Genomic DNA, 12567 nt, shown 5'->3' with positions numbered 1-12567 from the left:
CATACGGTCCCGCCCGTCGATCACCCGGGGGTGGCCACCCCCGGGTGATCGAGCGCAAGATACATCACCAAGCGCAAATCCAACATGCAAGGGGCGATGCACGCCCTCTCCGCCTGCGCCAAGCGATGGCGCACGCCCTTCTTTACCGCCCCTCAAAACGCCGCCGGGGCCCAGAAGTCCGAGGCCTGCAGGCGAGCGACCGATTCCAGATGCATCAGGTCCACCGCCTCGCCCGGTCCTGCGGAACCGTCGGCATCGAAGGAGAGGATGCGGGTGTCGATATCGAAGATCAGTTGTTCGGTGGAGTTAAACTGGCCGCTGATGATGGTGAAATCGCCCTGGTGATCGACATTGATCAGCGCGGCGGCCACGTCATAGGCGCCCTGGAACGTATCCGGCAGAACGCGCAGGATTTCGGCGCCGAGCGCGATCAGGTCCTGGCCCTGAGTGAAATCGGTGATCCGATCGACGCCGTCGCCGGTGTGGAAAATAAAGACATCCGAGCCAGAACCACCGGTCAGCGCGTCGTCGCCGCGGCCGCCGCTGATCATATCGCGATCGGCGCCGCCATCGATCACGTCGACGCCCGAGCCGCCCTGAATGTCGTCCTGATGGGCGCCGCCAAAAATGGTGTCATTGCCCGAGCCGCCGAACACATCGTCGGCGCCCTTGCCGGCATTGAGACGGTCATTGCCGGAGCCGCCATAAATGATGTCGTCGCCGGCGCTGGTGCCGATCACATCATGGCCGGAACGGGCGTTGATCCGGTAATCGGTCGAGAAGTCGAAACGCGGGTTGAGGACGAAACTGTCGGAACCCAGGGTCAAATTGTTGAAGCCGGTTCTGGCGGCGTCCTCGCCGAGATTGATGACGCCGGTGAATTCGAAGCTGTTGATGCGCTTGATCAGGATTGCATTGGCTGCCGGCGTCATGGCGTGTCCCCCCGGGGTTCGGCGGCGCGCCCTCCGCGCCGCTCATGAAAAGACTATGCCGGCCTTCATCTTCGCAGGCTGTTCCCGCCGGAACATCTCTGGCGGGTGATGGCAATTGCAGGCGGCGGCGCGCTCGACGCCCCTGCCGGCCTCTCCCGCAAATGGTCCGCGCCGATCACGCAACTGCAACAAAATTCCCCTTGAAACGTTATGCGCCGCAGCACAGGTTTGATCGACGGCGATCAAAGGCTTGCTGCGCTCGCGCGGCGGGGCGGCCAAAGGTGAAGATGACGAACGACACCATGACGGCGGAGCGGAAAAGCGGCTGGTTCTGGCTGGCGGCATTGCTGGTCATGATGATCGGGCTGGGCTTTCGGCTGCCCGAGATCGGCGCGCGCTCGCTATGGATCGACGAGCTCTACAGTCAGTGGTTCGCCAGCCAGAGCTTTGTCGACCTCTGGCGCGACGTGCCGCAATACGAGACCCATCCGCCGGTTTATTACACGCTGCTGAAGGCGTGGTCCGGCCTATTCGGCGACAATGAAGCGGGGCTGCGCGCGCTGTCGCTGGTCGCCAGTCTCGCGACGATTGCGGCGGTGGCGGTCTCGGGCCGGTTCATCGCGCCGTCGTCCCGGTTCGAAGCGGCGGGGCTCATGGCCGCGCTGTTTGTCGCCGTAAACGCCGCCAATATCCGCGATGCGCAGAATGTCCGGCCCTATGCGCTGCAGACGCTGCTTCTCACGCTCGCCATTCTCGCCGCGCTTGCGCTGGTGGAGCGACTGGCGCGCACCGATGACACGGCGCCGCGCGGCGACTGGATCGGGCCGGCGCTGATGATGGGGCTGACGGCGGGGGCGTCGCTGCTGTTTCACAACACCTCTTTTTTCGTCGCCTTCGGGCTCTGGACCGGGCTCTTTGCGACGCTGCCGCTCGTTCCCGCAGGTCGGCGGCTGATGGCATTCGGCGTGCTCACGGGCGCGGGCGTGCTGGCGCTGTTGGTCTGGGCGCCCTATGCGCCGATCTTCTTCGCCCAATCCAAGGCCTTCATGAACCTCGCCTTCTGGCTGACCCCAAAACCCCGGGATCTCTGGAGCGCCTGGGAACTGGTGATCGGCGGCGATGGGATCGCGCTCTGTCTCGCCGCCACGCTCTTGATCCTCGGGGTGATCCGCATGGCGCAGGCGGCGCCGCGGCAGGCGATCGTGGCGGGCGTGACTCTGGTTCTGCCGCTTTACGCGCTGCTGGCGGTGAGTTTTGCGGTCAAGCCGATTTATATCCAGCGATTGTTCGACTGGATGGTTCCCTTGGCTCTTTTGGTCGCGGCCTATGGGATAGTGTCGCTGCCGGGTCGGCTCTGGATCAAGGCCGCGCTTGCCGCGCTGGTGATCGGCCTGTCCGTGCAGAAGGTGGTCGAGGATTTCGAAAGACCGATCGACGACTGGAAGATGATCGCGCAAGTGATCGCCGACAATGCCCAGCCCGGCGATGTGGTGATCGCCGCGCCCGCCGAGGGCAGCGTGGCGGTGGAGTATTACGCCCGGCGTCACGCCAAGTTCCCGCCCGTTATCTATGTCCCCGGCCCCTATCCGCAGCGCGGGCTCGACCGCATTTATATGAGCAATCTCGGCGCGCCTGAGATCGCGCCCGAGGACCGGACGATCGTCGAGGCGGCTCTCAAAAGCCACCGTCGCGTCTGGCTCGTGCAGGTGTCGATTTCGCTCTACGACCCCAAATCGATCATCCGTTCGGCGATTGCCGATCAGCGCCGCTTCGTGCGCTTTTACGGCAATTCGCTGGCCAAGGTGGAACTCTTCGACTGACGCGACCTTTCTCCTGCAATCACGGAAAGACAGCTGAGCCATGAGCGATTTCGACCTTCTTCCGAGACTTCAGACCGGCGCGGACGCCAGGGTTGCGCCGCCTTTGGCCCGTGAGGCCGGGAAAGACGCACGCCCCCTGCCCCGCGCCGCGATCGAGCTGACCGTGGTGATCCCGAGCTATTGCGAGCGCGACAACATCGCCGAGCTCTTCCGCCGTATCGACGCCGCGCTCGCGGGCGTGGCCTGGGAGGCGGTGGTGGTGGATGACGACAGTCCGGACGGCACCGCCGCGCTTGCCAAATCGATCGGCGGTCGCGATCCCAGGCTGCGCTGCATTCGCCGGGTCGGGCGGCGCGGGCTGTCGGGGGCGGTGATCGAGGGGATGCTGTCGTCGTCCGCGCCCGTCGTGGCGGTGATCGACGCCGATCTCCAACATGACGAAACGCTGTTGCCGAACATGCTGAAAGAGATCCGCGCCGGCGCCGACATCGCCATCGCCAGCCGCTACGCCGAGGGCGGATCCGCCAGCGACGGCTTTTCCGGCATCCGCCGCTGGGGAAGCGAGATGGCGACGAGGCTTGCCCGCGGGCTGATGGGCGTCTCCGTCACCGATCCGATGTCGGGCTTCTTCATGCTGAGGCGCGAGATCGTCGAGGCGCATGCGCCTGAGCTTTCCAGCCAGGGCTACAAGCTGCTCGCTGATCTCCTGTGGAGTGCGGGCCGCGACAAGCGCATCGTCGAGCTGACCTATCGCTTCAGGGCGCGCCAGCATGGCGAGAGCAAGCTCGACGCGCTGGTGACGCTGGATTATCTCGGGCTGATCTTCTCCAAACTGCTCGGCGGGGCGCTGCCCGTGCGCTTCCTGATGTTCGCCGCCGTCGGCGCCTCCGGCGTGGCCGTGCATCTGATGATGCTGCAATTCGGGATCAGTCATCTCGGCCTCGCCTTCGGCTGGGCGCAGGCGCTCGCGGTCATCACCGCCATGACCTGGAATTTCGTGCTCAACAACCGCCTGACCTATCGCGATGCGCGGCTGACAGGTTGGGGCTTCATGACCGGGCTGGTGAAATTCTATCTCGCCTGTTCGATCGGCTCGATCGGCAATGTCGGGGTCGCCAGCTGGATCTACTCCTTCAGCGCCACCGCCTGGCTGGCCGGGCTGGCTGGCGCGGTGATGGGCGCGGTGTTCAATTACGCGGTGAGCTCGGCGTTGATCTGGAAGAAGTGAGAGCGGCGGCTGGGGTTTACCCCCCTCTGGTCTGGGACGATGAATCACCAGGATCCACGGCGGCAGGTTTGGGATCGGCAGGCATAGGCAGTTGTGGCCACCCCCCTCTGTCCTGCCGGACATCTCCCCCTCAAGGGGGGAGATTGGATGGGGCGCGGGCATACCCAAATCTCGGCGTTGGTGGCTGGGCGATTGTTTAGCAGCTTGCCGATCTCCCCCCTTGAGGGGGAGATGGTCGGCAGACCAGAGGGGGGTGGCCGCGAACTCCGACCCCTCACCCTCACCCTCCCGCCGCCGCCGCGATGCGGTCGCGCAGCCAGGATTGGGCGGGGTCGCGCTGCAGGCGTTCGTGCCAGGCAAGAACCTTGGTGAAGCCGGCCACCGCGAGCGGCGGCTCGCAGAGCGCCAGTCCCGTCTGTCCGGCCACGAGCCGGCGCGGCAGAAGAGCGATCACATCGCTCATGCGCAGAAGGTCGATCAGCGCCATGAAACTCGGCAGGGCCGCGACGACGCGCCGGGCGAGGCCGAGTTCGGCCAGCGCGTGATCGGTCGCGCCGGTAAAGCGCGCCCCGTCATGCGACATGATCGCATGTTCGCAACGAAGGAACAGGTCGAGATCCATCCTCGCATCCGCAGCCGGATGCCCCTGCCGCATCGCCAGAACATAGCTCTCCTCGAACAGGCGGCGGATGCGGAGGTTTTCTGCCGCCATATCCGGCGTCACCAGGGCCATGTCGAGGCCGCCGCTCTCCAAATGCCGCGGCAGATCGGCAAGGTCGACGGGACGCACAGCGATACGGATGCCGGGGGCCAGCCGGCGGAGATCGGCCAGAAACGGCAGGATCACGGCGCGCTGCGCATAATCGGTGGCGGCAATGCTAACCGTTATCTCGGCCGTCGCCGGATCAAACAGCGCCGGCGACACCAGCCTGTTGATCTCGCCGAGAGCCTGCCGCAAGGGACCCGCAAGGCTTTCGGCGCGCGGCGTCGGGATCAATCCACGCTGGCTGCGCACGAAGAGCGGATCGCCGAACACTTCGCGCAGCCGCGCCAGCATGCCGCTGACGGCGGGCTGGGTCAGGCCAAGCTTTTCGGCGGCGCGCGTGGCCGAACGCGTTTCCAGAAGCGCGTCGAGCGCCTTCAGCAGATTGAGATCGAGAGTCCTGATATCAGCCATCGATATACCAAGGATAAAGAATGCCGATTTGATTTATATCTTAGCTCAAGGCATGACGCCAGCATCGAAATGAAGACAAGGACAATACCGATGAGCGACATCCTCTGGCCCGACCACTATATCCCGGGCTTCACCGACAATTTCTGCTCCAACGAAGTGATCGCGGCGGGGCTGACCAGCGCCGAAATCTGGCCTCTGCTGGCGCGGCCGCATGCCTGGCCCGGCTATTACAAGAATTCCTCGGATGTCGAGATTCATGGCGGCGGCGAGGAGCTGGCGCTTGGCAGCCGCTTTTTCTTCCGCACCTTCGGCTTTCCGGTCGACGCCGAAGTGGTGGAATTCCGCGCGCCCGCGCCATGCCAGGCGGCGCGCATCGCCTGGCATGGCTGGGCGGGCGACGGCGACGACCGGCTCGACGTGCATCACGCCTGGCTGATCGAGGATCTCTCCGCCGGCCGCGTCCGCATTCTCACCCAGGAAACCCAGAACGGCGCCCCGGCGCGCGCGCTGGCCACCGCCCGGCCCAATCCGATGATCAACGGCCACCAGGAATGGCTGGACGGACTGATCGAGGCGGCGCGAGGCGGGAGCGTGTAAGGGGTTGATTGGTTGGGTTCGGTGGGGCTACCCCCCTCTGGTCTGCAGACCATCGCCCCCTCAAGGGGGGAGATTGGCTGGGGGCGCGACCATCGCCCAGCCACGAACGACGAGACTTGGGGAAGCCGGCGCATCCCTCAATCTCCCCCCTTGAGGGGGAGATGTCCGGCAGGACAGAGGGGGGGGGTGTGGCGGCAAGCTCGACCCTACCCCACCGCCTCGATCTCGATCTCTTTCCCCGCCATCACGATGACGTCGCCGGCGGATTTGCCGTTGAGCAGGCGGGCGATGGGCGAGACATAGGAGATGGCGCCTAATTTGGGGTCGGCCTCGTCCTCGCCGACGATGCGGTACGTTTCGACGCGACCATCCTCGCGGCGGAAGGTGACGGTGGAGCCGAAGGCGATCACGTCAGAGCCGGCCGGCGGCGGCGTCAGCTGGGCGCTGGCCAGGCGCTCGGCGAAATAGCGGGCGTCGCGCAGCGGCCCGGCCTGCTGGCGGCGGCGCTCGTTGACATCCTCGATGGCGTTGGCCGCCTGATAGGCCTCGCGCGCGGCGGCCAGCGCGGTCTCCAGCGCTTTCAGCCCGGTTTCGGTGACGAGATTGGCATGCGGCGAGATCTCGCGCGGCGGCAACTGCGTTTCCGAAGCGGCTTCGGCGCTCTCCTCCTTCAGGAAGGCGACGCTCATGATAGGTCCTTTCATTGGCGATGGCGGGATCCGCCTTGTCCCACATTGCCTGAAACGGTCAAACGGGGCTGACGGAAGCCGGACGCGATGGGGATTGTTCTTATCTCAACGCTTGCGAGGCAAGAAGCCGCTTTTGACGGCTTTCTTTTTGGTCTCCAACTCCTTGGCGGCCTTGAGCGCGGCTTTGGCATCCGCCTGACGCTGTTGTTCCTCGCGCAGCCGGTTTAACTCGGCGACCTTGGCCTCGTGAAACTGATAGAGCAGCTTTCCAGGCGGCTCTTCGGCGAAATGCCGGTGATTTCCGATGGCGAGAATGACGACATGATCCTGAAATTGCATGAGAAACAGAAGGTCGTTCGAGTTTTTCGCACCCAGATGCAGATGCATGACGCCGTAACGGGAAAGAAGGCGATCCGGCGGGTCGTCGTGATCGATCCCGCTTCTATAGGCCCAATCGGGGAAGGGATCTCCGTCGACGATCGCCTCGACAAGGTCCAGGACATGCTGCTGAAGGTCCGGCTTTCCGCGATAATAGGAATCCGCCTTGAAGAGAGGAGAAACAATCACCTCCAACGGCCTCCTCTGGATGCGGGGAAGCTTCAAAACCCCATCCATGGTCGCATTCAGCGCCCGAAAAGGATTTTTCTACGCTCTTCCGTCGTCATCCGCGTGATGTCGATCCCGCCATCGCGCTTGGCGTGTTTGGCGCCTTCGGCGATCCGAAGCAAGCGGTCGGTTTGTGTTTCTTTTTCATCCTGACCGTCGGCAGGGTTTTCACGCACTATCGCCGTCGTCATCTCGATCACCTCACCGTGAGAAGAGATATATAGCATGGAGTCCGGTTGTCTTCAACGCGGCGCCAAAACCACGCGATCCCATGCCGAGACGGAGAGAGAGCAGAGATCGCCGACATTGACCGTCAGATGACGACATCCCGGACGGTCCAAGAGCGGTCGACAAGGCAGGCGCGGCGTCTCCCGAAGGAGCGCCGCGCCGCAACCGTGTTACGCCAGCGTCGCCATGTCGATGACGAAGCGGTAGCGCACGTCGCTTTTCATCACGCGCTCATAGGCCTCGTTGACCTGGTCCATCGAGATCGTCTCGATTTCGGAGACGATGTCGTGCTGGCCGCAGAAATCCAGCATGTCCTGGGTTTCCTTGATCGAGCCGATCATCGAGCCGGCCAGAGTGCGGCGGCCGCCGATCAGCGAGAAGGCGTGCACCGGCACCGCCTTTTCCGGCACGCCGAGCAGCACCATGGCGCCGTCGACCTTCAAGAGCGACAGATAGGCGTTCCAGTCGATATCGGCGCTGACCGTGCAGAGGATCAGGTCGAAGCTTCCGGCGAGTGTCTTGAAGGTCTCGGCGTCTGAGGTGGCGTAGTAGTGTTTGGCGCCGAGCTTCAGGCCGTCTTCCTTCTTCGACAGCGTCTGGCTGAGCACGGTGACGTCAGCGCCCATGGCCGCGCCGAGCTTGACGCCCATATGGCCGAGGCCGCCCATGCCGACGATGGCGACCTTCTTGCCGGGGCCGGCGTTCCAGTGCTTGAGCGGCGAATAGAGCGTGATGCCGGCGCAGAGCAGCGGAGCGGCTGCGTCGAGCGGCAGGTTTGCGGGAATGGAAAGCACATAGCCTTCCTTGACCACGATCGTGTCGGAATAGCCGCCATAGGTCGGCGTCTTGCCGTCGGCTTCATAGGCGTTGTATGTGCCGATCAGGCCCGGCATGTATTGCTCATTGTCGAGATCGCGGATGGCGCATTGGGTGCAGGAATCGACGAAGCAGCCGACGCCGACATGGTCGCCGACCTTGAACTTGGTCACATTGGCGCCGACTTCGGTCACCACGCCGGCGATTTCATGGCCGGGCACCATCGGATAGATCGAGCCGCCCCATTCGTTGCGGGCCTGGTGGATGTCGGAATGGCAGATGCCGGAATATTTGATGGAAATGACGACATCGTCGTCATTGGGGGCGCGGCGCTCGAAGGTGAAGGGCGCAAGCGGGCTGTTCGCATCGGTGGCGGCGTAGCCTTTGGCGATCGGCATGGGAAACCTCATTTTCGGCGGATGGAAAGAAAACGCCCGCGACGGAAAACATGGCGGGCGAAAGGAGAGCGAAAACGATATAGGTCGCGAAAATCAGGCTGCAAGGCCGGTTCAAAAATAAGGACACCGCCATAAAAATGCGCCGGGGCCATGAGACCCGGCGCATTTGCTTGAAACCGAAGGCGGATTACACCACCAGAATGTCGCGCGCGCCGAGATCGACATCGTCGGCGAAGCGGGCGACGAGCAGTTTTTCTCCCTCTCCCGAACCGTCGGCGTCATAGAACAGCGCATCGCGGGCGGCGTTGTAGATCAGCCGGTCGTCGGCGTCCTTCGCCGCCGACCCGAGCGTGAAGACGCCGTCGTCGACCACGCCCTTGCCGAGTCCCGTGAACACCGACGCGTCGAGTTCGAGCAGATCCTCGCCGACGACGAAGCCGGCGATCAGCGAGGCGACCTTGTCGGTCAGGCTGTCATCGAGCAGATAGGCGTGGCCGTCGCTGCGGGCTGTCTCACTGGCGCGCTCATAGGCGAACAGGCCATCCTTGAATTTGAAATATTCGAAATTGGTGACGCGGTCGGTTCCGTCGTCGAAGGAGCCCGTCCCCGCCTTCTGGGTGAGGACCACGGCCGCGCCTGGATAGGTGATGGTATAGTCGTCCAGATTGGCGCGATACACCGCGATGTCGCCGGAGCCGCCGCCGCCATTGATCGTGTCATTGCCGTCATCGCCGGTGATGCGGTTGTTGACGCTGTTGCCGGTGATCGTGTCATTGCCGTCGCCGCCGATGGCGTTTTCGATCACGGCCGATTTGACCGTGCGGTTGGAGGCCATGGTGACGCCGCCAAACACGCCGGAGATATAGCTGACGCCGCCGCCGGCGTCGCTCGCGCCTTCCTTCATCGAGGCCGGGCGAAGATCGATGAAGGCGCGCCTGTCGCCGTCATAGCTCAGAGTGTCCTTGCCGCCGGTGTCCCAGGGCGTCGTCCAATAGCCGTTCTTGTCGGACAGCGTGTAGACATTGTCGCCGGTATTGGACTGCTTGACCCCATAGATCGCCTGGATCGCCTCGATGTCGAAGGCGGCGGGATCGATGCGGAAGCCGTAGGTCTGGCTGTGCGGGCCGAGTTCGCCTTTCTGCACCTTGATCGAGCCGTCCGACTTGAAGCTGTAATTATCGTTATACGACATGATCGTATAGAGGACATGGTCATAGGTCTTGTCGGAATAGATGCTGGAGCCGCCGCCATTGTCATGCGGATGGGCAAGCCCGATCGAGTGACCGAGTTCATGCAACAGCGTCTCATAGGCGAAGGATCCGGCTGTGAGATCGGAGGGATCGACGAGCTTGTTCCAGAAACGGCCGATGGCGTTGCCATACAGCAAGGCGTCGCCGGGCACTTCATGATCGGCGAAAGTGATGCCGCCGCCGCCCCAGGCGCTTTGCGGCACGATCTTTTCGACCAGATCGGCCTGCGAGAGGCTGTTGGTCACCTCGAAAGTGAGCCTGCTGACGGACGTCCATTCGCCGAGCACGTTTTGGTAGAAATTCTTCTGCGCCACGGTCCAGGTATGATTGGCGGTATTCTGGAAGAACAGTTGCAGCGGCTCATCCGTGCTCCAGGCCTTGATCGTGGTGGAGCTTGCGCCCTTCCACATGATGCCTTCGAGAAATGCGTTGTCGTCGTCTTTGACCGTCCGCTTGATGACTGTGGCCATTGCTTGTGTCCTCCCGCTGTCGTTCCGTGAATCAGCCGATCTGCGGTTGAATAGTTAAGAAACCTGCGGCGCTGTCAAAGGTTTTACATATTGCAAACGGCGGCGCCGGCCTATCCACCCAGAAAAAGACGCGCCGGACGGGCTGGCGCGCCGAGTGCAAGGATCTGGCTTCGTCAGACGACGAGAATATCGCTGGCCGCGACATCGACGATCGTGCCGAAGACTGCGACCAGCGCCTGGTCGTCGCCGCCTGCGCCATCGGCGTCGTAATAAAGCGCGCGGGCGTCGCGGTCGAAGATCAGGTGATCATCGGCGTCGAGCGCCTGCTGGCCGAGCGTGAACTGATCCGCGTCGAACCGGCCCTTGTCGAGACCGTCGAACAGCGCGTCCTTCAACACGATCGTGTCTTCACCGGAGGTGAAGCCGACAAGCATCGAGAACCTCTTGCCGGGGTCCACGCCGTCGACTTCGAACGTCAGCCCTCCGGCGCGCGCGTGGGCGCCTTCGCGGCCACCGACCAGCGAAATATAGCCATTGGCGAAATGAAGATATTCGACGTTTTTCAAACGGTCGAAGCCATCATCGAACTTCGCGGTGTTACTTTCGTGTTCGACAAGCGTGCCGCTGGCGAAAATGCGGACCCAATAATCGGCGTATTCGCCGCGATAATTGACCAGATCGAATTTGCCCCCGCCGCCATCGATGATGTCATCGCCGCCGCGACCGACAATCCGGTTGTCGGCGTCATTGCCGGTAATCCTGTCGTCGCCGCTGCCGCCGGTGGCGCGCTCGATCACGGCGGTTTCGACGGTGCGGTCGGACGCCATGGTCACGCCGCCATAGACGCCCGCGACATAGGAGAGACCGCCGCCGGCATCGGCCGCGCCCTGTTTCATCGAGGCCGGGCGCAGGTCGATCACCGCGCGGCCGGCGCCGTCATAGCGCAGCTCATCCGTGCCGCCGGTGTCCCAGGGCGTCGTCCAATAGCCGTTCTTGTCGGAGAGGTGATAGACATTGTCGCCGCGCGCCGCCTGCTTGACGCCGTAGATCGCCTGGATCGCCTCGATATCGAAGGCGGCCGGATCGATGCGCAGGCCGAAAGACAGGTCGATCCCGCCCAGCGGACCTTCCCGCAGGGTGATCTTGCCATTGGCGCCGAAGCTATAGGCTTCGTTATAGGACATGATCGTATAGGCGGAATGGTCATAGCGCTTGTTGGCGAACAGGGAGGAGCCGCCGCCATTGTCATGCGGATGGGCAAGGCCGAGCGCATGGCCGAGTTCGTGCAGCACGGTGGAATAGATCATCGATCCCTGGCGCGTCGACCCGCTCTCGAGCATGTCGTTCCAGTACCAGCCGCGCGAGACGCCGTTCTTCATCTCCGAATAAGGCGTTTCATGCGCGCCGAGCGTGACGCCATTGCCGCCGAAGAATTTCTGGGGCACGATCGTCTCGACCATATCGGCCTTGTTGACGTCATTGGTCAGGCGATAATTGACCCTGGCCACATCCGTCCACTGGTCGAACACCGACTTGAAGAAAGTCTTGTCGGCCCAGGTCCAGCTATTGGCGGCGGTGTCCTTGAAATAGACCCAGACCGGCTCGTCATTCCAGGCGGAGATCGTGTCGGAGTCCACTTTTTTCCAGAGAATGCTTTCCAGGAACGCATTGTTGCCGTCGTCGATCGTCCGCTTTTCAACCCGCGCCATGTGCCGCCTGCTCCTTTAGACTGGAATCACCAAGGGGCGGATATTTGGGAAACCAATGCCGCTGTCAAAGGCTTTGAAGTATGAGAAACGCGGCGCCCCGCGCCTGTCAGCCAGTCAAGAGCCGCGAATCTCAGGCGTTTGACGTGGTCGGGCTTGCCATAAGGGTCTCGTGGGGTCATAAGGACGCCACCGGCGCAGCCGCGCGCGCCGAAAGCGCGCATGGCGAACGTCACCTTGGCCCACGTGGAACGGTCTCCGCGCGTTCCCGGGCGCGGCCGGTCGCATATCCTGGCCTTTGCCGCCCCCTTTATTCCTCACACCAAGGACCATCATGACCATCGAACTCACCCCGACGCAGATCAAGGGCCTGAAACTCGCCAAGGAGGGCGGGCTTTATCCGAGCGAGGGGAACAAGTGGACGCATCTGAACGCGGAAATCACCTATCTGAAGCGCGATCGCTTCAAGGAGCGCCCGCAGCCGATCAAGACCGTCACCACCGCCACGATCACGCAATTGCGCGAACACGGCCTGATCAAAACCATCGACGCGGACGCCGCCGTCGAGACAACCGCCCATGAAATCACCATGGCCGGCAAGATGTGGTTGCTGCAGAACAAATAAGCGCCGGCGCCGCGCCGCCCCCGAG

12 protein-coding genes are annotated in these 12567 nt (G+C 63.2%); 4 read left to right on the top strand and 8 right to left on the bottom strand.

The features are described from left to right. Positions 1–152 precede the first annotated feature (152 nt). A complete protein-coding gene (locus tag M2360_RS22955; RefSeq protein ID WP_280777714.1) occupies positions 153–932 on the bottom strand; it encodes a hypothetical protein in 780 nt (259 codons plus the stop codon). Between the two features lie 287 nt (positions 933–1219). Between M2360_RS22955 and M2360_RS22950 the strand changes: the two genes are divergently transcribed. Both M2360_RS22950 and M2360_RS22945 read left to right on the top strand, forming a co-directional pair. Beyond that, the gene (locus tag M2360_RS22950) at positions 1220–2752 is read left to right on the top strand and encodes a glycosyltransferase family 39 protein (RefSeq protein WP_280777713.1); all 1533 of its coding nucleotides are present in this window, start codon (positions 1220–1222) and stop codon (positions 2750–2752) included. A 40-nt stretch (positions 2753–2792) separates the two neighbouring features. Continuing rightward, positions 2793–3980, top strand: a complete 1188-nt coding sequence (locus M2360_RS22945) for a glycosyltransferase family 2 protein (RefSeq protein WP_280777712.1) — start codon at positions 2793–2795, stop codon at positions 3978–3980. A gap of 280 nt (positions 3981–4260) precedes the next feature. Here M2360_RS22945 and M2360_RS22940 read toward each other — a convergent pair whose 3' ends face one another. Further along, positions 4261–5157 (bottom strand): LysR family transcriptional regulator, encoded by an 897-nt coding sequence (locus tag M2360_RS22940; RefSeq protein ID WP_280777711.1) that lies wholly within the window; start codon positions 5155–5157, stop codon positions 4261–4263. Positions 5158–5247: 90 nt separating this feature from the next. On the opposite strand from M2360_RS22940, the gene M2360_RS22935 reads away from it, so the two are divergent. Next, entirely contained in the window at positions 5248–5754 is a 507-nt protein-coding gene (locus M2360_RS22935) for an SRPBCC domain-containing protein (protein ID WP_280777710.1), read from the top strand. A 206-nt stretch (positions 5755–5960) separates the two neighbouring features. Here M2360_RS22935 and greA read toward each other — a convergent pair whose 3' ends face one another. The 6 genes from greA to M2360_RS22905 all read right to left on the bottom strand — a co-directional run bounded on the left by greA (position 5961) and on the right by M2360_RS22905 (position 11920). Beyond that, positions 5961–6443 carry a transcription elongation factor GreA gene (gene greA, locus M2360_RS22930; protein ID WP_280777709.1) on the bottom strand — a complete coding sequence of 161 codons (483 nt, stop codon included), beginning with the start codon at positions 6441–6443 and terminating at the stop codon, positions 5961–5963. A 105-nt stretch (positions 6444–6548) separates the two neighbouring features. Then, entirely contained in the window at positions 6549–7010 is a 462-nt protein-coding gene (locus M2360_RS22925) for a hypothetical protein (RefSeq protein ID WP_280777708.1), read from the bottom strand. A gap of 56 nt (positions 7011–7066) precedes the next feature. Next, complete coding sequence (locus tag M2360_RS22920; RefSeq protein ID WP_280777707.1) at positions 7067–7276, bottom strand: hypothetical protein; 210 nt, start codon at positions 7274–7276, stop codon at positions 7067–7069. A gap of 171 nt (positions 7277–7447) precedes the next feature. Then, complete coding sequence (locus M2360_RS22915) at positions 7448–8491, bottom strand: NAD(P)-dependent alcohol dehydrogenase (protein WP_280777706.1); 1044 nt, start codon at positions 8489–8491, stop codon at positions 7448–7450. Positions 8492–8678: 187 nt separating this feature from the next. Further along, complete coding sequence (locus tag M2360_RS22910; RefSeq protein ID WP_280777705.1) at positions 8679–10211, bottom strand: M10 family metallopeptidase C-terminal domain-containing protein; 1533 nt, start codon at positions 10209–10211, stop codon at positions 8679–8681. 173 nt (positions 10212–10384) lie between these two features. Beyond that, positions 10385–11920, bottom strand: a complete 1536-nt coding sequence (locus M2360_RS22905) for a M10 family metallopeptidase C-terminal domain-containing protein (protein ID WP_280777704.1) — start codon at positions 11918–11920, stop codon at positions 10385–10387. A gap of 331 nt (positions 11921–12251) precedes the next feature. Here M2360_RS22905 and M2360_RS22900 point away from each other — a divergent pair, with 331 nt between their 5' ends. Continuing rightward, positions 12252–12542: a hypothetical protein gene (locus M2360_RS22900; RefSeq protein WP_280777703.1), complete on the top strand. Its 291-nt coding sequence runs from the start codon at positions 12252–12254 to the stop codon at positions 12540–12542. The last annotated feature ends 25 nt before the right edge of the window (positions 12543–12567 follow it).

The sequence above is a fragment of the Rhizobium sp. SG_E_25_P2 genome (assembly GCF_029892285.1).
GTDB lineage: Bacteria > Pseudomonadota > Alphaproteobacteria > Rhizobiales > Rhizobiaceae > Rhizobium_E.
The sequence above is the reverse complement of the archived record's forward strand: the minus strand, read 5'-3'. Positions and strand labels throughout refer to the sequence as shown.